This window comes from Streptomyces sp. NPDC025793 (assembly GCF_055558375.1).
In genome coordinates this window covers 1-20,479 of sequence record NZ_JBVHMR010000056.1, presented here as the reverse complement: position 1 = coordinate 20,479, position 20,479 = coordinate 1, and the positions used below count along the sequence as shown (strand labels likewise).

General features: G+C 70.0%; 17 protein-coding genes, 4 pseudogenes and 2 riboswitches. Of the genes and pseudogenes, 7 read left to right on the top strand and 14 right to left on the bottom strand.

All coding sequences use genetic code 11. From position 1 onward, the window contains the following. Nucleotides 1–3: 3 nt before the first annotated feature. The 7 genes and pseudogenes from ACZ4MF_RS43735 to ACZ4MF_RS43705 all read right to left on the bottom strand — a co-directional run. Nucleotides 4–1,569 (bottom strand): ABC transporter substrate-binding protein, encoded by a 1,566-nt coding sequence (locus ACZ4MF_RS43735; protein WP_467499299.1) that lies wholly within the window; start codon nt 1,567–1,569, stop codon nt 4–6. A 272-nt stretch (nt 1,570–1,841) separates the two neighbouring features. Beyond that, nucleotides 1,842–1,958 carry a putative leader peptide gene (locus tag ACZ4MF_RS43730; protein WP_356149602.1) on the bottom strand — a complete coding sequence of 39 codons (117 nt, stop codon included), beginning with the start codon at nt 1,956–1,958 and terminating at the stop codon, nt 1,842–1,844. A 34-nt stretch (nt 1,959–1,992) separates the two neighbouring features. Further along, a riboswitch (SAM riboswitch) is annotated at nt 1,993–2,106 on the bottom strand. Nucleotides 2,107–2,194: 88 nt separating this feature from the next. Next, nucleotides 2,195–3,019 (bottom strand): DUF1684 domain-containing protein, encoded by an 825-nt coding sequence (locus ACZ4MF_RS43725; protein ID WP_467499297.1) that lies wholly within the window; start codon nt 3,017–3,019, stop codon nt 2,195–2,197. Between the two features lie 75 nt (nt 3,020–3,094). After that, nucleotides 3,095–4,018 carry an LLM class F420-dependent oxidoreductase gene (locus tag ACZ4MF_RS43720; protein WP_467499296.1) on the bottom strand — a complete coding sequence of 308 codons (924 nt, stop codon included), beginning with the start codon at nt 4,016–4,018 and terminating at the stop codon, nt 3,095–3,097. 91 nt (nt 4,019–4,109) lie between these two features. Then, nucleotides 4,110–5,510, bottom strand: a complete 1,401-nt coding sequence (locus ACZ4MF_RS43715; RefSeq protein ID WP_467499294.1) for an NtaA/DmoA family FMN-dependent monooxygenase — start codon at nt 5,508–5,510, stop codon at nt 4,110–4,112. Next, nucleotides 5,507–6,613, bottom strand: a complete 1,107-nt coding sequence (locus tag ACZ4MF_RS43710) for an LLM class flavin-dependent oxidoreductase (protein WP_467499292.1) — start codon at nt 6,611–6,613, stop codon at nt 5,507–5,509. The genes ACZ4MF_RS43715 and ACZ4MF_RS43710 overlap by 4 nt, the downstream gene beginning before the upstream one ends. 366 nt (nt 6,614–6,979) lie before the next feature. Then, nucleotides 6,980–7,339: pseudogene (locus ACZ4MF_RS43705) on the bottom strand (MerR family transcriptional regulator); the annotation flags it as partial. A gap of 75 nt (nt 7,340–7,414) precedes the next feature. Here ACZ4MF_RS43705 and ACZ4MF_RS43700 point away from each other — a divergent pair. Continuing rightward, nucleotides 7,415–8,350, top strand: a complete 936-nt coding sequence (locus ACZ4MF_RS43700; RefSeq protein ID WP_467499290.1) for an alpha/beta hydrolase family protein — start codon at nt 7,415–7,417, stop codon at nt 8,348–8,350. A gap of 53 nt (nt 8,351–8,403) precedes the next feature. On the opposite strand, the gene ACZ4MF_RS43695 is transcribed toward ACZ4MF_RS43700, so the two are convergent. Further along, a complete protein-coding gene (locus tag ACZ4MF_RS43695) occupies nt 8,404–8,760 on the bottom strand; it encodes an ABC transporter permease subunit (RefSeq protein ID WP_467499289.1) in 357 nt (118 codons plus the stop codon). Here ACZ4MF_RS43695 and ACZ4MF_RS43690 point away from each other — a divergent pair. Then, nucleotides 8,716–9,540, top strand: a complete 825-nt coding sequence (locus tag ACZ4MF_RS43690) for a sulfurtransferase (RefSeq protein WP_467499288.1) — start codon at nt 8,716–8,718, stop codon at nt 9,538–9,540. The genes ACZ4MF_RS43695 and ACZ4MF_RS43690 overlap by 45 nt on opposite strands. A gap of 33 nt (nt 9,541–9,573) precedes the next feature. Here the strand turns inward: ACZ4MF_RS43690 and metX are convergent, their stop codons facing one another. Together metX and ACZ4MF_RS43680 are read right to left on the bottom strand one after the other, a co-directional pair. Then, entirely contained in the window at nt 9,574–10,710 is a 1,137-nt protein-coding gene (gene metX / locus ACZ4MF_RS43685) for a homoserine O-acetyltransferase MetX (RefSeq protein WP_467499287.1), read from the bottom strand. 5 nt (nt 10,711–10,715) lie between these two features. Next, on the bottom strand, nt 10,716–12,077 hold the full coding sequence (locus ACZ4MF_RS43680; protein ID WP_467499286.1) for a bifunctional o-acetylhomoserine/o-acetylserine sulfhydrylase: 1,362 nt from the start codon (nt 12,075–12,077) through the stop codon (nt 10,716–10,718). Nucleotides 12,078–12,618: 541 nt separating this feature from the next. On the opposite strand from ACZ4MF_RS43680, the pseudogene ACZ4MF_RS43675 reads away from it, so the two are divergent. Together ACZ4MF_RS43675 and ACZ4MF_RS43670 are read left to right on the top strand one after the other, a co-directional pair. Then, nucleotides 12,619–12,747 (top strand): annotated as a pseudogene (locus tag ACZ4MF_RS43675) (2-oxoglutarate and iron-dependent oxygenase domain-containing protein); the annotation flags it as partial. Nucleotides 12,748–12,838: 91 nt separating this feature from the next. Continuing rightward, nucleotides 12,839–13,273, top strand: a complete 435-nt coding sequence (locus ACZ4MF_RS43670; RefSeq protein WP_467499285.1) for a 2OG-Fe(II) oxygenase family protein — start codon at nt 12,839–12,841, stop codon at nt 13,271–13,273. A 113-nt stretch (nt 13,274–13,386) separates the two neighbouring features. On the opposite strand, the gene ACZ4MF_RS43665 is transcribed toward ACZ4MF_RS43670, so the two are convergent. Continuing rightward, nucleotides 13,387–13,599 (bottom strand): transposase family protein, encoded by a 213-nt coding sequence (locus tag ACZ4MF_RS43665; RefSeq protein ID WP_467499284.1) that lies wholly within the window; start codon nt 13,597–13,599, stop codon nt 13,387–13,389. A 321-nt stretch (nt 13,600–13,920) separates the two neighbouring features. Here ACZ4MF_RS43665 and ACZ4MF_RS43660 point away from each other — a divergent pair, with 321 nt between their 5' ends. Then, on the top strand, nt 13,921–14,175 hold the full coding sequence (locus tag ACZ4MF_RS43660; RefSeq protein ID WP_467499282.1) for a zinc finger domain-containing protein: 255 nt from the start codon (nt 13,921–13,923) through the stop codon (nt 14,173–14,175). On the opposite strand, the gene ACZ4MF_RS43655 is transcribed toward ACZ4MF_RS43660, so the two are convergent. After that, the gene (locus tag ACZ4MF_RS43655; RefSeq protein ID WP_467499280.1) at nt 14,176–15,996 is read right to left on the bottom strand and encodes a WD40 repeat domain-containing serine/threonine protein kinase; all 1,821 of its coding nucleotides are present in this window, start codon (nt 15,994–15,996) and stop codon (nt 14,176–14,178) included. A gap of 318 nt (nt 15,997–16,314) precedes the next feature. Further along, a riboswitch (ZMP/ZTP riboswitch) is annotated at nt 16,315–16,400 on the top strand. Between the two features lie 24 nt (nt 16,401–16,424). On the opposite strand from ACZ4MF_RS43655, the gene ACZ4MF_RS43650 reads away from it, so the two are divergent. Continuing rightward, the gene (locus ACZ4MF_RS43650) at nt 16,425–17,282 is read left to right on the top strand and encodes a bifunctional 5,10-methylenetetrahydrofolate dehydrogenase/5,10-methenyltetrahydrofolate cyclohydrolase (RefSeq protein WP_467499278.1); all 858 of its coding nucleotides are present in this window, start codon (nt 16,425–16,427) and stop codon (nt 17,280–17,282) included. Nucleotides 17,283–17,318: 36 nt separating this feature from the next. Here the strand turns inward: ACZ4MF_RS43650 and ACZ4MF_RS43645 are convergent. Next, a pseudogene (locus ACZ4MF_RS43645) lies at nt 17,319–18,522 on the bottom strand (IS256 family transposase). 452 nt (nt 18,523–18,974) lie between these two features. Here ACZ4MF_RS43645 and ACZ4MF_RS43640 point away from each other — a divergent pair. Further along, a complete protein-coding gene (locus tag ACZ4MF_RS43640; RefSeq protein WP_467499276.1) occupies nt 18,975–19,601 on the top strand; it encodes an SGNH/GDSL hydrolase family protein in 627 nt (208 codons plus the stop codon). 603 nt (nt 19,602–20,204) lie between these two features. On the opposite strand, the pseudogene ACZ4MF_RS43635 reads toward ACZ4MF_RS43640, so the two are convergent. Continuing rightward, a pseudogene (locus tag ACZ4MF_RS43635) lies at nt 20,205–20,479 on the bottom strand (hypothetical protein); the annotation flags it as partial.

The following is a 20,479-nucleotide window of genomic DNA, read 5'->3' as shown; positions in this document are numbered from 1 at the left end:
GCGCTAGCCGATCCAGGTGTCGTGCAGCTGGATCCGGCTGGAGGCGTCGAAGTTCACGTCGTGCACCTTCTTCGCCACACCCAGCTGGGTCTGGAGCTCCACCACCGGCACGTAGTAGGCGTTCTGCACGAGCGACTGCTGTGCCTGGGTGACCAGTTGCCTGCGCTTGGCCGCGTCGACGGTCGCGGCCTGCTCGGACAGCGCCGTGTCGAGGGAACTCGCAGGCAGGTGGTAGAAGTTGGCCAGCTGGGTGGAGAAGGAGCTGCGCAGGATGTCCGGGTCGGCGCGGGTCACGTTCCCCCACACCGCGTCGAAGTCACCCGACTGGAGGGTCGGGGCGAACTGCGTGACCTGGAGCTGCTTGAGGACCACGTCGACACCGACGGCCTTGAGCTGCTGCTGGATCAGCTCCAGCGCGGGCTGGTTGGTGGAGGCGTTGGGGAACCACTTGACGGTCAGGCTCAGCTTCCTGCCGTCCTTGGTGCGGATGCCGTCGCTGCCGGTCTTCCAGCCGGCCGTGTCCAGCAGCGACTTGGCTTTGGCCGCGTCGGACGCCAGGTCGGAGGCGAGGCTGGTGTAGTCGGGTGTGGTGTGCGCAAGGACGCTGGTCGCCGCCTGGGTGCCGGTGGGGAAGACCGTGTCGGCGATCTGCTGTCGGTCGACAGCCAACAGAATCGCCTGGCGCACCCTCGCGTCCTTCAGGGCCGGCTGCGAGTTGTTGAGGCCGAGACCGAACACGACGCCGGGATTGGCTCGTCGCCGCAGGGTGACCTGACCGCCCTTGAGCGCCGCCTCGTTGGCCTTGCCCACGCTGCTGATCGCGTCGACCTGGCCGGACTGGAGACTTCCGGCCCGTACGCCCGCCTCCGGGACGACCTTGAACACCAGCTTGTCCAGGTACGCCTCGCCCTTCTTGCTCCACCGCGAGGAACCCCACGCGTATCCCGTGCGTTTGGCCAGGGTGATCGACTGGTTCTGCACGTACTGCTTCAACACGAAGGGCCCGGACCCGATCACCCCGTCGCTGCACTTCTGCTGCGGGGTCTTCTTCACGCTCGCCGACGACTCGATCCCCAGCGAGTGGGTCGAAGTGGCCTGCAGGAACTGGGCGTTGGGCTCGCTGAAGGTCACCTTGACGGTGAGCGGGTCGACCACCGTGGTGCTCTTGACGCCGCTCAGATAGCCCTCGGCGAGCGTCCCCAGGGCGCCGAGCTTCGGCACCGCGTCGAAGTTGTCCTTGACCACCTGCGCGGTCAGCTGCGAGCCGTCGCTGAAGGTGACGCCCGACCTCAGATGGAACGTGAACGTCGTGGCGTCGGAGCTGATGTCCCAGCTCTTCGCCAGCCACGGCACGATCTTGCCGGTCTCGGGGTCCTGGTCGGTCAGTGAGTCCACGATCTGGCGCACCGAGTAGATGGTCTCGTTGCTGGCGACCTGCTGCGGATCCACGCAGCCGGCGTCCGAACCCACCGCGAAGGTCAGGGTGCCGCCGGACTTGGGCTGCCCGGCGCCGCTGCCGGAATCGCCGCCGCCGGAGCCGCAGGCGGTCAGCAGAACACTGGTGGTCACAAGGGCGGTCAGTGCCGCCCAACGGGAGGTTCCGACATCGGAAAGTGCAGTCACGGAGGGCTTCTCCTACTCGTGTCACCAGGCACGGGTGCGGTGCAGGGCATGGCCGTGCGTGGGCGTGCGGCCCCGGCCGGCGCGACGCCGGTGCCGGGGGAGCGCTGTGCAAACGGGGATCAGAAGGAAAAAGGAGGGATCAAAGACAGACGGAGATCAGGCGCAGGCGGGTGCGGCGACGACAGGTGCCGTTCCGCGACCAGCGGCGGGAAGGCCCGTCAGACCTGACAGAGACAGCTGGTCGAGCGCTTGAGGTCGATGTGGCGTCGACGCGAGAGCCGGGAGAACACGGTGGCGCCGGCGAAGCGGGCGCTGAGGTCACCACCGTGCCGCATATCGGTCCTCCACCAATCCGGCCCTGGTCACGGGGCCACGCGCTTGCGGAGATCCTCGGTGATCCCGCCGGGCTTTCACCTGGAGCACCCCACCGCGCGGGAGGGTTGCCGGTCAGCGAGTCAGGGCTTGACGCTGACACTCAATGCCGTTCGTGATCGTACGGAGCGGTCTTGTCGTACGTCAATGGCGCAAAAGGACGCCCTGTAAGGGGAGTCGGGGCGAGAGCGCGTCCAGCTCAGGAGCCGCCGCGCTCGCGGGGGATCTTCTGGCCGGCCTCGATCGCCGCCGGCAGCCGGTTCTCGGCCGGGGGCAGCGGGCAGGTGGCCAGGTCCGTGTAGGCGCACGGCAGGTTGGTGGCACGGTTGAAGTCCAGGACGACCGTACCGTCGGCGGCGGGCGGATCGAGGGCCAGGGCCCGGTTGGCGGCGTAGGTGGTGACCCCGGAGGTCTCGTCGGTGAACAGCACCATCAGACGGCCCGCGCCGTGGCCGGGGAACGCGGTCAGCGACAGCGGGCGCCCGTCGAGCTCGAACTCGACTCTGCCCGGGGCGTCGTAGACATGCTCAAGGCCCTCGACCGCGGCGCCCACGGTGGTCGGCCGCGGAGTGTCGAAGGGGATGTAGCGACCCGTCACGGCCCAGCGCGGGTCGGGGGCGTAGGCGGGCGTTCCGGTGAAAGCCGTGCGCAGCGGCGCCTCCGGGTGCCGGGGGCGCACGATGTCCTGGCCGCCGCGCTTGGCGACCTCGATGACGGCGTCTCCCCAGAGGGCGTCGACGCCGCCGCGCTCGGGAAGCACGCCGAAGCGGTGCTCGCCGTACACGGGCGTCCCGTTGACGACCAATTCCTCGCCCTCGTCGAGGTCTACGACGACGCCTTCGGGGCCGGTGCGCCACGCGCCGGGCGCGTCCGGGAAGCGCTGGGGTCGGTCGTCGAGCCAGTGCAGGCCGGTGACCGCCAGGAACCCGTGCGGGGCGGCGAGCTGGGCCTCCTGGGCTCGGTACCACTCCAGCCAGGTCTCGGTGAAGGCGTGGAGGTCCGTGGTGGTGGCCTCGGTGGTCATGGGGAATCTCCTTTGTGGCGGGGGGGGGTGCCTTCGGGCAGGGGATGCAGGGTGTTGTCGAGCGGACGGGTGTACTCAGCCGGCCAGTTCGCCGAGGAGTCGCCAGGTGCGTCGGCGATCGGCTTCTCCCGCGATCTCGGTGCCCGAGAACACGACCTCGGTGGCGCCGGCGTCGCGGTAACGGCGTACCTCGGCCTCGACCGCCTTCTCGTCGCCGATCACGGCCAGGTCGGCGGCCCGCCGGCCGCCGGAGAGTTCGATGACCCGGGCGTAGGACGGGATCTGTTCGTAGAAGGCGAGGTTCTCGGTGGCCTTGGCCCGCACCGCGTCGACGTCGTCCGTGACCACGCCGGGCACCAGGGCCACGATCCTGGGCGCGGGGCGGTCTGCGGCCTCGGCCGCGGCGTTCAGGGCGGGCACGATGTGGTCCGCCAGGGCGCGAGGTCCTGCCAGATACGGCAGGATTCCGTCGGCAAGCTCGCCGCTGACCCGCAGAGCCTGCGGCCCCATCGCGGCGACGAGCAGGGGGACGCCGTTCTCGGCACCTGGTACCCGCGCCGGTACCGGAGTGGTGGCGGTGAGCAGCTCGCCGTGAAAGTCGGCCGTACCGGTCTTGGTCAACTGCCGCAGGGCGGTGAGGAATTCGCGCAGCCGGGCGATGGGTCGTTCGAAGGGCAGGCCGAAGCCCGTCTCCGTCAGCAGTTTCGTGCCCAGAGCCAGACCGAGGTGATAGCGGCCGTGGGTCGCGGCCTGGGCGGTCTGGGCCTGGCTGGAGACGAGCAGCGGGTGCCGGCCGAAGACGGGGATAGCGGAGGTGCCGACCTGCAGTCCGGGCACCTCGCGCCCGACGATCCCCGCGAGCTGGGGTGAGTCCGCGCCGAAGGTCTGCCCGAACCAGGCCGACGTGACACCGAACTCCGCGGCTTCCTGGGCCAGTTGGACGGTTGCGTCGACCTGGTTCGGCGCGTCGGACGCGTTGAGCGCTACTCCAACAGTCATGTCAGTCAGAACGGGCGTCGGCCGAACCCGCATTCCGGTCGGCGTGTGACAGCTTCTTGTCAGTCATGTGTACAAGGGCCGGCTCGGCGGCTCAGCCCGCCTGTCGTCGGTCCGGTGCGGACCTGTGGGTGAGGGGTGCGCGCAGGCCGAGGTGCTCGCGCAGGGTGGTGCCGGTGTACTCGGTGCGGTAGATCCCGCGTTCCTGCAGTCCCGGGACGAGCAGGTCGACGATGTCGTCGAGGCCGTCGGGGATGAGGTAGGGCGTGACGTTGAAGCCGTCGATCGCGCCGTGCCGCACGAAGTGCGCGAACTTGTCGGCCAGGCCGGACGGGGTGCCGACGTGCCCGCGCTGTGGGCCGAGCGCGATGACGGTCTCGCGCAGCGACCAGCCGTGCGCCTCCGCCTTCGCCCGCCATTCGGCCACCACCGCGCGCGGGTCGGTGATGCGCCGGGCGCCGAAGGAGCCGTCGTTCTCGGCGACGACCGGATCCTCCTTGGGCAGCGGGCCGTCGGCGTCGCGGTCGGACAGGTCGATGCCCCACAGCAGTCCGGCGATCCCCAGCGCCGTGGCGGGTGTGACCTGCTGGAGCCGGATCCAGCGCTTCTTCTCCTGGGCCTCCTCCTCGGTGGCGCCGATGATGATCTCGGTGCCGGGCAGGATCCGCAGGTCGTCGTCGGGTCGGCCGACGGCGCGCAGGCGGGTGCGTATGTCCTCGGCGAAGGCGAGTGCGTCGTCGAAGACGTTGCCGTGCGCGGAGAAGATGACGTCGGCGTTGCGGGCGGCGAAGTCGCGCCCCTCGCCGGAGTCACCGGCCTGGAAGATCACCGGGTGGCCCTGGGCGCTTCGCGGCAGGGTCGGGGCGAGGTCGACGTCGAACTGCGGTCCGCGGTGCCGTACTCGGCGTACGGCACCGGGCACCGACCATTCCCGTGCACCCGCGGAGTCGGCGATTGCTCCGTCCCCCCAGCCGTCCCACAACGCGCGGGCCACGGTGAGGAACTCCTCGGCGCGCCGATAGCGGTCGGCGTGGTCGAGGTAGCCGCCGCGGCGGAAGTTCGCGCCGGTCCAGGCGTTGTCCGTGGTCACCACGTTCCAGCCGGCGCGGCCCTCGGAGAGCAGGTCGAGTCCGGAGAGGCGGCGGGCCAGATCGGCGGGTTCGTTGAAGGTGGAGTTGGAGGTGGAGACCAGGCCGATCTGGCGGGTGACCGCGGCCAGCGCCGCGAGCTGGGTGATGGCGTCCGGCCGTCCGGCCACGTCGAGGTCATGGATTCTGCCGTCGACCTCGCGCAGCCGCAGCCCCTCGCCGAGGAAGAACGCGTCGAACAGGCCCCGTTCGGCGGTCTGGGCGACCCGGCGGAAGGAGGCGGGGTCGATCTGGGAGCCGCTGTCGGGGGCGGACCAGATGGTCCAGTGGTTGACGCCCTGGAAGAACACTCCGAAGTGCAGCTGGGCGTGTGGCCGGGGGACGTCGAGGGGGTCGGTGCGGGTCATCGGGCATCCTCCCGGGCGGCCACGGCCGCGGCTGCGAAGCGATTGGCGGGGCGCTCCAGACCCAGGGTCGAGCGCAGGGACGTACCGGGCAGCGGGCGGGCGACGAGGCGTCGCTCGGACAGGGCCGGCAGGACGAGGCGGGAGAGGACGGGCAGGTCCTCGTCCAGCACCAGCGGGTGCAGCCGTACGCCGTCGACGTGACGGCTCAACTCGGCCAGCAGTGAGACCAATTGGTCTGCCGAGCCGACGTGACGCAGCCACCTCCGGTCGGTCCACGACGCGTGCCGTTCCAGGTCGGCGACGCGCTCGGCGGCCGTGGCGTCCGGTGTGTCCAGTGCCACCTCGACCTCGGCGAAGACGCGGGGCGTACCGGCGGCAGCAGCGGCCGCGGCGACTTCCGCGAGTTCGCGCCCTTCGACGAGAGCGACGTCGAGCTGTGCGGCGGGAACCCGGTCCGGCCTGCCCAGGACGACAAGCTGCCCCTGAGGCGGGCGCGGCACGATCGCCGGGCCCTTGACGGCGTACGTCTGGCCGGTGAAGTCGATGTAGTGGAGCCGTTCGCGGTCGAGGTAGCGGCTCGTGGCCACGGAACGGATGACCGCGTCGTCCTCCCACGAGTCCCACAGGGCCCGGGCCACCTCCACCCCGTCCCGTGACTCCCGGGCCCGCGCGGCGGCGTCGGCGACCGGCGGCCGCCCCCAGGCCCGGGCCGCCTCGGGACCCTCCTCCTCCGTCACCACCCACCCGGCACGGCCGGCCGAGATGTGGTCCAGGGACGCCAACTGGCTGGAGACATGGAAGGGTTCGGCGTACGTGACCGGGACGACGGGCGCGATGCCGATGCTGCTCGTGGACGCCGCGACGAAGGCCGCCCGCTCCACCGCGCCGATACGGCCCACCGGATCCGGTGCGGATCCGGGCGGCAGCACACCGTCGTCCAGGGTGATCAGGGTGAAACCGGCGTTCTCGGCCACGGCGGCGACCCGGGACACGCGGCGCGGGGTCAGCAACTGGTCGGGTGAGTGGGCGGCGCGGCGCCAGGCCGCGGGGTGGGCGCCGTCGCCGTCGAGCTCGACGGCGAGGTGCAGGGCGGGGCCGGACAAGGGGTGTTCCTTCCGAGATACAGGCGGACTCGCGGCCGCAAGACGCAAGACGCAAGACGCAAGACGCAAGGCGCGAGGCGCGAGGCCACGACGAGACGGCCGGCGGGACGGGCCGGCAGGGTCAGACGTGTACGGAAGGACAGACGGCGGAGGAGGTGCGACAGTAGTCGACATGCCGCCGGGTGATCAGCCGCGCACCCGTGCACGCACCCTGCGGTGCCGCGCCAGGTACGTGCATCGAAGGCCTCCACCCGTCAGGAACTTGCGAGTTCAACGTACGTCGTCGGCCCCTGCGAGTGTCAAGGGCGCTTGTGTGGAGGCGTCACGCTCCCGGGCCGGCCGGGCCCGCACCACCTGCTCGAGTCGGCAATGTCGGCCTGTCCGCCAGTTCGCCGTGGCTTTGGTGATGACGGTGTCGAGCCTGTCCCTGGCGCTCACCAGATCGCCGATCTGCTGGTCGATACGGTCCCGTTCGGCCGAGAGCCGGCCGAGCAGCGCCGGCGTGGCTTGACCGTTCACGACACACGGCAGCACATCCAGGATCGACTTGCTCGACAGTCCGGCGGCGTACAACTGCTGGATCAGCCGGACACGGTCGACCGCGCTGTCCGGGTAGTGCCGCTGGCCGCTAGGGCTGCGTTCGGCGGTGAGCAGGTGCTGTTCCTCGTAGTACCGCAGCGACCGGACGCTGACGTCAGTCCGGGTGGCGAGTTCACCGATGCGCATCAGGCCCCTCCCTCCGCCGTACCCCGGATCACACTTCTTGCCTCTGCCGTCAGTGTCCGGTTTTAGCCCATCCCCATGATCGCATCAGCCAGGGCGACGACGGACAGCGCCGTCAGCGCACCCGGTCCGATCGTCTCGGTGAAGCCGGTCGTGCTGGAGGCACCGGACCGTGGTGAGGACCTGAAGGTGAGGGTCTCGGCACCGACGACCGAAAGGGGACTGCCGGTCATCCTCTTCTCGCACGGATTCGGCTCGTCACGGCTACGGCCGCTGGCCGACTTCTGGGCTGCTCACGGCTTCGCAGTGATTCAGCCCACCCATCTCGACTCCCGGACAGTGGGCCTCTCCCGGGACGATCCCCGCACACCACGGCTCTGGCGTTCCCGCGTCGAGGACATGGTGCGCATCCTCGACCGGCTGGACCTGCTGGAGGCCGCCGTTCCCGGTCTCAGGGGGCGCCTCGACCGCAGCCGCGTCGCCGCGGCCGGACACTCCTTCGGCGGCCAGACAGCCGGGAGTCTGCTGGGTCTGCGCGTCCTCGACCCGGGCAGCAAGACAGAGGAGGACCTGCCCGACGCGCGGATCAAAGCGGGCGTCCTGCTTGCCACGCCAGGAACGGGTGGAGCCGACCTGACACCGTTCGCGGCCGAGTTCCCGTTCATGAACCCCGGCTTCGCGCGTATGGCCACGCCGGCCCTCGTGGTGGCCGGCGGCAAGGACGACTCCCCGCTGTCCGTGAAGGGACCGGAGTGGATGACTGACCCGTACCACTTGAGCGCGGGTGGCAAGAGCCTGCTCACCTTGTTCGGTGCGGAACACTCGCTCGGTGGGATCGCCGGCTGCGAGGCCCGCGAAACGACGGACGAGAACCCCGATCGTGTCGCCCTGATCGAGCGAGTCACATGGGCCTACCTTCGCCACGCACTCGGCCTCGACGACGCCGACTGGACGGCGGCGCAGAAGCTTGTGTCGGAGAGCGCCGCCCCGATGGGGCGGATCGAATCCAAGTGAACGCGCTTCCCAGGGCGTTGGTAGACCCGGATATCCGGGGGTTCGCGGGACGCTCAGCTCCACTGGCGTACGATCCGGCGCTCCGCCACCCCCGGCAGCGCGTCGCTCGCCTTGCCGAGGAGGGCCAGCAGGACGATCGCGAGCAGCAGGATGTCCGTGCGCCCGGTGTTCTGGCTGTCGATCAGCAGGAAGCCCAGTCCCATGGAGGAGGCGATGAGTTCCGCCGCCACGAGGAACAGCCGGCCCTGTGCCAGTCCGAGTCGCAGCCCGGACAGCACGGCGGGTGCCGCGGCCGGGATCAGGACCTGGGCGAGGGCCCCCTGGTCGACGACACCTGGCTCGCCGCCCGTCTCGACGACCCCCGCGTGGTCGTCCTCGACGCTACCGCCCTGCTGCCCTCGCCCCGGCACGACGGCGACTACCGGTGTGCGAGCGGCCGGGCCGCCTGGACCGAACGGCACCTCCCCGGCTCCCGCCACGCCGACCTCACCGGAGATTTCTCCGACCGCGACGCGCCATACCACTTCGCCGTGCCGTCCCCCGACGCCCTGGCCGCCGCGCTCGCGCGGCTCGGTGTGGCGGAGGGCGACACGGTCGTGACGTACGACAGCGGTGGTGGCATCTGGGCGGCCCGGCTGTGGTGGATGCTGCGGGCGATCTCCGTGCCGGCGGCCGTCCTCGACGGCGGCCTGGAGGCGTGGCAGAGGGCCGGGCGTCCGCTCGTCGGCGGCGACGGCATCGGCGACGACACCGACCGGGCTCCGGCCGTGCCGCCTCTGACCCCGCTCCCGCGTCCAGATCTGTGGGTGGGGATCGAGGAGGTGGCCGCCATCAGCCGCGGCGACCGTCCCGGCACACTGGTGTGCGCCCTGCCGGCCGGCGGCTTCGACGGCTCCGCTCCTACCCGCTACAGCCGCCGCGGCCACATCCCCGGCAGCCGCAGCCTTCCGCGCCGTGACCTGCTGGACTTCGCGGGCCGTGTGCTGCCCGGCCCCGAACTCGCCGCCCGCGCCCACGCGGTCCTCCACGGCGCCGACTCACCGGTCGTCCTGTACTGCGGCGGCGGCATCTCGGCCGCGGGCACGGCACTCGCCCTCACCCTCCTCGGCCGGGACGACATCGCCGTCTACGACGGCTCGCTGGAGGAGTGGTCCAAGGATCCGGCGCTGTTGCTGGAACTCGGCGGCTGAGCCGCTCGGCGAGCCGGGACCTCCCGGACCCGCTCAGCGGACGAGCTCTCCCACGAGCGCGGCGACCTGCTCCACCTCGATGAGGAAGCCGTCGTGGCCATAGGGGGATTCGATCAGCCGGAGGTCATCGGCGGTGGGGATGCCCGACGCCAGTTCCGCCTGCTGGGACGGGGGATAGAGGCGGTCGGAGTCGACCCCGGCCACGAGTGTTCTGGCGGTCACCCGGCGCAGGGCGGCGCGCACGCCGCCGCGGGCCCGGCCGACGTCGTGACTGTTCATGGCCTCGGACAGGACGACGTAGCTGCCCGCGTCGAAGCGGCGCACCAACTTGGCGGCGTGATGGTCGAGATAGGACTCGACCTGGTACCGGCCGCCGCTCCAGGGGTTTTCCGTGCCCTGGGGCGTACGGCCGAAGCGAACGGCGAGTTCCTGCTCGCTGCGGTAGGTGACGTGGGCGAGCCGTCGGGCCAGGCCGAGTCCGGCGTGCGGTCCTTGACCGGTGTCGTGGTAGTGGCCGCCGCGCCAGTGCGGGTCGGCGCGGATGGCGTGCAGTTGGATGTTCGCCCAGGCGATCTGCTCGGCGCTCGCCGCGGCCGTCGAGGCGAGCAGCAGCAGGGCGCCGGTGCGCCCGGGATACGACACGGCCCATTCCAGTGCCCGCATCCCGCCCATCGAGCCGCCGACCACCAGCGCCCACCGGTCGATACCCAGCGCGTCGGCCAAGTCGGCCTCGACAGCGACTTGGTCACGTTGGGTCAGGAAGGGAAAATCGCCGCCCCAGCGGCGGCCGTCCGGTGTGAGCGACGACGGCCCGGTACTGCCTTGGCAGCCGCCGAGGACGTTCGGCGCCACGACGAACCAGCGGTCCGTGTCCAGGGCCCGGCCCGGTCCGATGAGCCTGTCCCACCAGCCGGGGGTGGGGTGCCCGGGTCCGGCGGGGCCGACCACGTGGCTGTCTCCGGTGAGGGCATGCAGGACGAGGACCGCGTTGGACGCGTCCGACGCCAGCCGCCCCCACGTCTCGAACGCCAGCCGCGCGCCCGGCAGTTCACCGCCCGCCTCCAACGGAAGCGGCTTCTCACGGGCGTACCACTGGCGACGCCCGGGCGGGTCCCCCTCCCGCCAGGCCCCGGTGGCCGGCGGGAGGGGGACCTCGGAGGGCGTCAGCACGGTGTTCAGGACGCGTCCTTGGCCGCGCGGAACCCGGCCTCCAGGTCCGCCTTGAGGTCGGCGAGGTTCTCGATGCCGACCGACAGCCGCACCAGGCCGGGGGAGGTGCCGGTGGCCGCCAACTGCTCCTCGTCGAGCTGGCTGTGGGTAGTGGACGCCGGGTGGATGATGAGGCTGCGGACGTCGCCGATGTTGGCGAGGTGGCTGAACAGCTCGACGGCGTCCACGAACCGCTTGCCCGCCTCGATGCCGTCCCGCAACTCGAACGAGACGATGGCACCGGCACCGCGCGGCAGGTACCTCTGCCCGGCCTCGTACCAGCGACTGGACGGCAGTCCCGGGTAGTGGACGGCCGCGACCTCGTCGCGCTGCTCCAGCCACTCGGCCAGGGCCTGGGCGTTCGCGGAGTGCCGCTCGATGCGCAGGCTCAGCGTCTCCACGCCCTGGAGCAGCAGGAACGCGGAGTGCGGGGAGAGCGCCGGGCCAAGGTCACGCAGCAGCTGCACCCGGAGCTTGATGGCGAAGGCGCCGGGGCCGAGGGCGGGCCAGTACTGCAGACCGTGGTAGCTGGGGTCAGGCTCGGTGAAGTCGGGGAAACGGTCGGCGTGGGCGCCGAAGTCGAAGGTGCCGCCGTCGACGACGACACCCGCGATCGCGGTGCCGTGACCGCCCAGGAACTTGGTCGCCGAGTGCACGACGATGTCCGCGCCGTGCTCAATGGGTCGCAACAGGTAGGGAGTCGGAACCGTGTTGTCCACGATCAGCGGCACGCCCGCCGCGTGCGCCACGTCCGCGACCGCCCGCAGGTCCAGCACGTTGCCGCGCGGGTTGCCCAGCGTCTCCGCGAACAGCGCCTTGGTGTTCGGCCGGACCGCCGCCCGCCAGGCCTCGAAATCGTCCGGGTCGTCCACGAACGACACCTCGATGCCGAGCTTCGGCAGCGTGTGCCGGAACAAGTTGTACGTGCCGCCGTACAGCGACGTACTGGAGACGATGTGGTCCCCCGCGCTCGCCAGCGTCAGGATCGCCAGAGTCTCCGCCGCCTGCCCGGAGGACAGCGCCACCGCCGCGACCCCGCCCTCCAGCGCGGCGATCCGCTGCTCGAAGACGTCCTGGGTGGGGTTGTGGATGCGGGTGTAGATGTTGCCGGGCTCGGCGAGCGAGAACAGGTCGGCGGCGTGCTGGGTGTCCCGGAACACGAACGACGTCGTCTGGTAGATCGGCGTCGCCCGGGCGCCGGTCGTCGGGTCCGGCGCGGCACCCGCATGGATCTGCTTGGTCTCGAAGGACCACGCGGAGGTGTCAGGCCCGGCGGAGGTTTCCTCGGGGGTGTGGCCGGCGGTGACGGAGTCGATGGGCTGGCTCATGGTGCTGCTCCCTGTGCGGAGGGTGAGAGTGGGAAGGCGTGAGGGAACCGCAGCGCTGGAAGCCGCCCCCGACGGAGGGCGGCGGTCAGCGTGAAGCGGTGAGAAAGATGCTGGTCAGAAGCCGGAGCGCGGCGTCAGCTCGCGGCGGAACAACCCGTGGTGGTGACACGCACGTAGTCCACGTGGCGGCGGGTCACGAGCACGGTCATGCAGCCAGATAACCACAGCGGCGGCGGTATTCACCAGCACAACGAGGGTGTCTCACATTGCGGGATGCGTGGTGGACGCACCTTCCCGGGTGTGCTTTGATCCGGTCATGGAGACCACTGGCACGGCACACACGGTGCTGCTCGACCCGTTCTGGGTGAGCCGCCGCGCCGACCAGTTCGACCAGGTCTGCCGCTGATCGCCGTTCCACGGCTCGCGACCCGCACCCTCTCTCTTTCTCCCTTCCGCCCGATGCCGCTTCTGCCACTCAACCAGCCACGTCCCTGGGCAGTTGTGATGCGCAGTCTGCCTGCCGTGCCGCGAAGGAATCCCCATGGCCCAGCCCACAGCCCTGCCCGTCATCGACATCTCCTGCCTCCGCGCCCCGGACGCCGACCGTGACGCCTTCCTCGCCGAACTCCGTTCCGCCGCCCACGAAGTCGGCTTCTTCTACGCCACCGGGCACGACGTCCCCGCACCACGTCGCGACGAGGTGCTGAGCGCGGCCCGCTCCTTCGCAGCGCGAGGACGGCGAGTGGATCGACGCGGTACCGGTGCCCAACGCCTTCGTGTTCAACATCGGCGAGATGCTGGAGATCGCCACCCAGGGCTATCTGAAAGCCACGCAACACCGGGTCCTCAGCCCGCAGTCGGGCGTGCACCGCTACGCGATCCCCTTCTTCCTCGGCCCGCGCCTTGACGCGGTCGTCAAGCCGCTCAATCGGGGCTCCATCGGTAATGCCCTGCCGGTAGGTGAGCGAGCCGTCGCGGCACGCCACCTCGACACCGGAGTGCGTGCGCAGCCAGGCGACCAACTGCTCGGCGTCGCCCCCGGTCCACAACGTGATCGGCAACCGGGTGTCGGCATCCACCAGCAGCGTGCCGTAGACGTCCGCGTACAGCGCGAAGTCGTCCACGTCCAGCACCCGCGGTGGCACGACCGGCGGCAGCCGCATCCGCATCAGGTGGAACAGCACGCTCGTCCGTGACAGCGGCATTTTCAGGATGTGCAGGAGCCGGGCTCCGCCACGGCCGGCGAGAACACCCCGGCCATCTCCACCAGGTGCTGCAGCAGCGGACTGCGCCGTTTGGTAGCGCACCGTCAGCCCCTCCACCTGCTCGGCGAACGTCCGCGGCCGCAGCTCGGAGACTCGCAGAACAACCGCCGCACCGACAGCCCGATCAGTACCGGGCGACCACCGACGGCAACGTCGGCCCGGGTACGGACATAACGGCTATGCACCCGAGCCGACTCACGACCGCAGTCCGGACACACCACCCTCAACTCGCGGGTACAGGCGGCGATACGGACCATCCGCCGGCTGACCGCACCCGTTCCACCCGCGCCACATCCAGGTGCGGAACCACGATCCGTACGAGGTCATCAGACTCGCTGACAGTCCCGCCTCCAGTGCGATGCCGCTGTTCAGAGCCAACGACAATCGCACTGAGGCCCACCCACGCGATCAGCCGTCCCTCGCTGTTGTGGCCCCAGTGCAGTTCCTCCATCGGTACGGTCATCGTCACGGCGTCGCGCACGGTACGCACCACCGGGCTGAGGGGACGGTCGATGGGGACGGAGAACACGTGGGGCGAGTGACGCAGGCACCTGCGATCCGGACCCGAGCAGCAGCTCGTGCGCGACTGGTACCGCCGCGTCGAATGCCCCACGTGCAAGGTCGCCGTGGGGCGCGCCTGTCGCACCGTAGGTGGCCACCCAACCGACCATCACCGCGCCCGCCGCGACGCTGCCGGGCCACTCCCGTATGAACAGTGGAGGCAGCAAGGTCTGTGGGCGGATCCCGAGCCGTTCACCAGGCCTGCCGCCCTGAAGGAAGATTTCGCGCAGGAGACGCTCGCCTATGCCCGGCCCGACCGCTTCCCGCCGTGATTACATCGACCACACGCAGACCGAGCGCTTGGGCTGGCCGTCGCGGATGAACACGCCGGTCAAGGTGATCCCGAACACGGCGGCCAAGGCGTTTCCGCTCGGGTTGAACGCAATCGAGCTCGCGGCCCGCCCCGGGACGGTCAGCGTCGTGATGTGCTGACCGGTCCGCGCCTCCCACAGGGCCACGCCCCGATGCCCGGAACCGGCCAGAATGTTGCCGTCCGGGCTGAAGGCCACGAAACGCCAGCGCATGGGCTGTGAGCCTCCGTCCAGTTGGTGGCGCTGCTCCCCGGTCTGAAGGTCCCAGACGCGTACTGCCTCGGACTCGGCGGCCGCCAGATAGCGGCCGTCAGGACTGAAGGCGAGCCCACAGATGACACCAAGGCGTCTCAGCTTGAGATCTGCAACCAGGGAATCGGATTCGACCTGGCCGAGCCGGAGTGTTGGAGTGTCCCGGAGTGGATGGTCGGTGGCGACAGCCAGGATATCCCCGGAGGGGCTGAAGGCCGCAGCAGTCACGTCCGGTTGAAAGGGCCAGGGCGAGAAGCGACTCTTGTACCAGCTCGGGGTTCCCAGAAAGACTCCTGAGCGCGGCTTCCACAGACGTACACCGCTGCCTCCCCAGCTGGCCAGTACGTCCCAGCGCGCGCTGAAGGCCACACCCTTGACCGGCTCTGAGGACGCGGAGTGCCCGGTCAGATCGCGTCGGGCTTCTCCCGTCTGCGGATCCCGCAGGCTGATGTGGCTCTGGGTTCCGCTGGTGGCCAGCGCCGAGCCGTCCGGGGCGAAGGCCACCGAGTCCACATAGCCTTTCACCGCTGTCTGGTGCTGCAGTTCGCCGCTGTGTGCATTCCAGAAGGACAATTCCGCGCCGGCGCCGAGGAGGGTCTGCCCGTCAGGGCTGAAGCCAACAGCCCTGACCTCGGGCGCCTCGATCGTACGGATCAGGGAATACTTCGGAGTGGAGGTACGAGGGCGGTATACGGGTGGCAGGCGTTGGCCCGGTGTGAGGTTTGCCAGCGTCTCGGCGACGTTCTTGGCGTCGGGTCGTTGTCTGGGATCTTTGGCCAGCAGCAGGGCTGTCAAGTCCTCCAGCTCGGGCGGAAGGTCCGGCCGCAGGCTGCCGATGCGGGGCGCCGGCTCCTCGACGTGCTGCTGCATCAGCCGGTAGACGGGCTGGTCCGGGGCAAACGGTGGCCCGCCGGTGAGCAGCGCGAACATCACGCAGCCCAGGGCGTACATGTCGCTTCGGCCGTCGACCGGCTTCGCGAGGCACTGCTCGGGCGCCATGTACGCGGGCGTGCCGATCACGTGGCCGGACGTAGTCATCTGGGGAGTCGCCGGGCTGCGGGCGATGCCGAAGTCGCAGATCTTCATGCGGTCGCCGTCAGCCTGGAGGAACAGATTGGCCGGCTTGACGTCACGGTGGATGACGCCGCTGCCGTGGGCGGCGTGGAGCGCGTCGGCGACTTGCTGGACAAGGCCTGTCACCCGGTGGACCGGCATCCCGTCCGGCTGATGCGTTATGACGTGCGCGAGATCGCTGCCGTGGAGGAGTTCCATGACGATGAAGGGGCGGGTGTCATGGATTCCCGCGTCGTGGACCACGGTGATGCCGGGATGTTGCAGTCTGGCGAGGACGTGTGCCTCCGCCTGGATGCGCCGCACCGCCTGGGGGTCCGCGGAGGCGGACAGCACCTTGACTGCCACCTGGCGCCGCAGGAGTGATTCATCGTGTGCCTGCCAAACCTCCCCCATGCCGCCCCGCCCCAGCATGCGCTCCAGGCGGTACCGCCCGGCGAGTACATCTCCCGAGTCCATCGACCATCCCCCTCGCGGACCACCAACGCAGCGGCCTGCCATGACAGATCCCCGTGTCGAATGAACACGATGTATCCACTGTGCCCTTTCGCGCCCTTCTGCGAACGTCGCTCCTTGAGCTGGACGATGCGGTCAGCGCCGTACAGAACAAGTAGGTCCTCATGCGGATTGCGGCCGACATTGAGCAGCAGGCGCATGGCATGAAGGGGCTGATGACTGCGGTCCGACAGCGCAGGGCCATGGGCCTTCACCCCAAGGCCGGAGCAGTTGTCAAGATCTGTGGATGGGGCCGTCCGCCCGGGGTGCGCCGGTATGGTGAGTGCGGGCCGTAACTGGCGCTGAGGTGGAGTACCACCGGGGAGCGGCCTGACGCCTCGTCAATGCCGTGCGCCTGGGCACTTCACCGTGGAGCTCAGGAGTGGCACGTGATGGAGACGCAGCAGGCACGGCTGATGGAAGGTACGGCCCTCGCCCGCCGAATGACCGAGACCAGCGCGGCAGCCGCCGAGGACATCCGTCGGCGCACCGGGGCGTCCCCCTGTCTGGCGACTGTGCTGGTGGGAGAGGACCCGGCCTCGGTCACCCATGTCCGGATGAAGCAGGCCAGGTGCGCGAAGGCCGGCATTCACTCGCGGCACGTGGCCCTGCCCGCCACGGTGAGCACCAGCGGCCTGGTGGAGGCCGTCACCGCGCTGTCCGAGGATCCGGACGTGCACGGCATCCTGCTCCAGCACCCGGTGGGACCGCACATCGATGAGCGCGCCGCGTTCGAGGCGATCACCCCGGACAAGGATGTCGACGGGGTCACCATGCATTCCTTCGCGGCGATGGGGTCCGGCCTGCCTGGCTTCGTCTCCTGCACGCCCGGAGGGATCATGCGCCTGCTGGACGAGTACGAGGTCGACCTCACAGGAAAGCACGCCGTCGTGGTGGGACGCAGCCCTATCCTCGGCAAGCCCGTCGGCATGCTCCTGCTCGGGCGGGACGCCACGGTGACCTACTGTCATTCCCGCACCGTTGATCTGCCCTCGATCGTGCGCGAGGCGGACGTCCTGGTGGCTGCGGTCGGTCGGCCGCGCTTCATCAACGGGGCGGACGTCAAGCCCGGAGCCGTGGTGATCGATGCGGGCTATAACCCGGGCAACGTCGGGGACGTTGACTTCGACACGGCACGGCAGCGGGCAAGCCTGATCACTCCCGTGCCCGGCGGTGTCGGTCCCATGACCATTGCTGTCCTCCTTGCGCAGACCGTTGACGCGGCAGCACGTCAGCTCATCGGGTGCTGACCGAGGAGGAGCTTGCGGCCTGGGCCGGTCGGCCGCTCAGGCTGCCAGTTCCTCTCGCTCGACCAGGACGCCGTTCTCGAACTTCGCTCCGGCCCGGACCAGGGGAGCCAGGTGGCTCCGGTGATCGCGCGCCGGCGGGCCTGAGCGGACTCGACGAGCTTGAACACCATCGCCAGGGCCGCCGCTGGGCTGCCCGCACCGCGGGTGACCTTCGTCCGCAGCTTCACCGTGGAGAACGTCGACTCGATCGGGTTCGTCGTCCGCAGATGGACCCAGTGCTCGGCCGGGAAGTCGTAAAACGCCGGCAGTTCGTCCCGGTCGTCGGTGATCTTCGCGACGGCCTTCGGCCACTTGGTCCCGTAGGTGCGGGCGAACGCCTCGATCGCCCGCTCTGCGTGGGCCCTGTCCTCGGCGTTGTAGATCTCCTGCATTGCCTTCGTCGCGCCGGGCTGGTCCGACTTCGGCAGGCAGTTGATGACATTACGAGACTTATGAACCCAGCACCTCTGCGGCCGAGCTGCGGGGAACACCTCGGCCTACGCTCGCCACAGGCCCATCGCGCCGTCGCCGACGACCAGCTCGGGGTCGCGCATGCCCCGGCGGCGGCAGTCTCGTAGCAGGTCCGCCCACGACTCGGTGGATTCGCGCAGCCCCTCGGCCAGCGCGATCGGCTCCTTCGTGCCGTCCAGGCGGACGCCAAGCAGGACCAGGACGCACGAATGGGCCTGCCCGAGCCGGACCTTCGGGTGAACCCCGTCGACCCAGACATAGACGAAGTCGCGGTCGGACAGGTCCCGGTCCTGGAAGGCGGCGTGGGCGTCGCTCCACTGCCTGGTCAGCCGGGTCACGGTCGCCGGCGACAGGCCAGCCGTGCCGCCGAGGAACTGCTCCAGCGCGGGCAAGAAGTCCTCGGACGACAGTCCGTGCGGTAGAGCAGCGGCAGCACCTCGGAGATCTTCGGGGACTTACGGCACCACGGAGCCAGGATCTTAGACGAGAACTGCTTCCGCTCGCCCGTGGCCTCGTCGACGCGGCGATCGTTCACCCGCGGGACCCTCACCTCGACGGGCCCGGCAGCGGTGACCACGGTGCGTGGCCGGTGGTGGCCGTTGCGAACCACCAGGCGGTGCCCGCGCTCGTCAGTCTCGGCAGTCAACTCGGCTATGTACTGGTTGACTTCCGCCTCCAGCGCGGCGGCGAGCATGCACCGGGCGCCGTCACGCACGATTTCGTCGATCAAGAGCCGGACTGGGTGGAGCCCTCGTCAGCGACTACGCTGAGCACGGCGTGCCTTCCCGACCCGCGCTGCAACGCGGGCCTAATCGGAGACCATCAAACGATCAGTCGGGAAGGTATGCCTTCTGCGTCCCTCCGGAGGCTTGATCCACAAGTCCGAGCATTGCTCCCGGACGGACTGCGGCAAGGACCGGAATGGGGTACCCGCGATCCGAATGCCGGAGGCTGCGGCGCACGACGAGTGTGGCGGTCAGCCGCGGCATCTGGCTGAGGCCGTCGTTGCGGTGCTCCGGCGTGATGCGCTCACCGGTCCGTCCGTGCGCCCGGGCACACCGCGAGTACCCCGTCGGCGTAGTGCATTGGTGACATTCCGGCTAGCGCATTAGCTTCAGCGCCATGGGCATATCTGCGAAGTCCCAGCGTTTGAGTCGGTCGCGGCGCCGCGCACTGGTGCTAATGATCCTGCTGGGCACCTTCTTGATCATGATCGGCAACATCCCGGTCGGCGCCACCACAGCACAGTTGCGCTTGTTCGTCCTGGGCGACAGCATCGCCGGCGGAAGCGCCCAGGGCGGGAACGGACCGCAAGGCTGGCCCGCGCTGGTCGCCAATCGGCTGGGGCTCACGCTACGTCTGGACGGGCAGGGCGGCACGGGCTACACCACGGGCGGCACGCAACCGGGCGGGCACCCCTACACACAGCGGGTCAACGACGCCGTTGCGGCAGCGCCAGACTTGGTGGTTGTCGAGGGATCACGTAACGACGTCGGCCCGGCACAAACCCAGACCGCCGCGGTAGACACACTGCGCCGTCTCCATGCAGGACTGCCCCACGCGCGCATCCTTGTCATCGGGCCGATCTACTCATACCCGCAGCCAATCGGCTCGCACCCGGTCGACGAAGCGGTCGCGGCCGCAGCAAGGAAACTGGGCCTGCCTTACCTGTCCGCGGTGCGCCGCGGGTGGTTTACCGGATCCGCGCACCAGTTCATCGGAAGCGATGGTGTGCACCCCACGGACGTCGGACACGCATACCTCGCCGAGCAGATTCGCCCCGAACTCTCGCGACTGTTGTACTCGTAAGCGTTGGGGTTGCGGACTCGGCCGGCTTGCTCTCGGGGCTACCGGCCGATCGGGTACAGCCGCCTTCGGCCATACGTCACGCGAGGGCAGCGGCCGGCGCCGTCTGTCAATGCGTGGTACGACGGCTGAGACTTGGAGGCGTGCTGCCCATGCCCCGCTCGCCGTCAGCCCGGGTCATTGGTGCGGCTATGGATCCGGCGGCACCCTCGGATACCCGGGGTCGTTGCGGACGTGGCCGGCAGGCCGGGGCGGCTGGCGGTCGGCGGGCTCACCGGGGTGGCTGCTGTGCCCTGGATCCCAGGCCGGCCTCCTGGCGAGCGGGCTCGGTCTTTTCTCACCCGTTCGGGGGCGGTGGAAACGCCGGGAGGGAAACGGATGACGAGGGCGCGGTCGGAGGTACCTGCGGGAGGCGTTCGGGGTGGAAATCCCCAGGTGGTTCGGCCGGCGGGAGAAGGGGCGCCGGCCCGGGCACCAGGATGTCACGCCTGGTGTCCGGGCCGGTGGTGCGCGCATGGCGCGTGGGTTGTCCGAGAATGGGATTGGGGTACCCCCGGCCCGATTGCGGCGGGCCGGGGCCCCGTATGGGGCTGCTCGGCTTCGGGGTCAGTCCCAGCCGCCCTCGCCGCCCCAGCCGCCTTCGCCGCCCTCACCGCGGTCACCGCGGTCGTCGTGGTCGCAGACCACGCGGAAGCTGGCGATGACTCCGTTCTTGACCTTCACGCCGTCCTCGCCCTTCTCGTGGTGCTCGCCCTTCTCGTCGTGCTTGCCGTTCTCGTCGTGCTCGCCGTTCTCGTGGTGCTCGCGCTCCTCGCAGTTCTCGTTCTCGTTCCCGTTCTTCTTCTCGTCCTCGTCCTTGAGCGTCGGGCAGACGCCGTCGG

Coding starts and splice junctions, on each gene's coding strand:
- ACZ4MF_RS43730 (WP_356149602.1), bottom strand. CDS start 1,958: ATGCGGCACGGTGGTGACCTCAGCGCCCGCTTCGCCGGCGCCACCGTG.
- ACZ4MF_RS43725 (WP_467499297.1), bottom strand. CDS start 3,019: ATGACCACCGAGGCCACCACCACGGACCTCCACGCCTTCACCGAGACC.
- ACZ4MF_RS43720 (WP_467499296.1), bottom strand. CDS start 4,018: ATGACTGTTGGAGTAGCGCTCAACGCGTCCGACGCGCCGAACCAGGTC.
- ACZ4MF_RS43715 (WP_467499294.1), bottom strand. CDS start 5,510: ATGACCCGCACCGACCCCCTCGACGTCCCCCGGCCACACGCCCAGCTG.
- ACZ4MF_RS43700 (WP_467499290.1), top strand. CDS start 7,415: ATGATCGCATCAGCCAGGGCGACGACGGACAGCGCCGTCAGCGCACCC.
- ACZ4MF_RS43680 (WP_467499286.1), bottom strand. CDS start 12,077: ATGAGCCAGCCCATCGACTCCGTCACCGCCGGCCACACCCCCGAGGAA.
- ACZ4MF_RS43665 (WP_467499284.1), bottom strand. CDS start 13,599: ATGGTCCGTATCGCCGCCTGTACCCGCGAGTTGAGGGTGGTGTGTCCG.
- ACZ4MF_RS43655 (WP_467499280.1), bottom strand. CDS start 15,996: ATGGACTCGGGAGATGTACTCGCCGGGCGGTACCGCCTGGAGCGCATG.
- ACZ4MF_RS43650 (WP_467499278.1), top strand. CDS start 16,425: ATGGAGACGCAGCAGGCACGGCTGATGGAAGGTACGGCCCTCGCCCGC.
- ACZ4MF_RS43640 (WP_467499276.1), top strand. CDS start 18,975: ATGATCCTGCTGGGCACCTTCTTGATCATGATCGGCAACATCCCGGTC.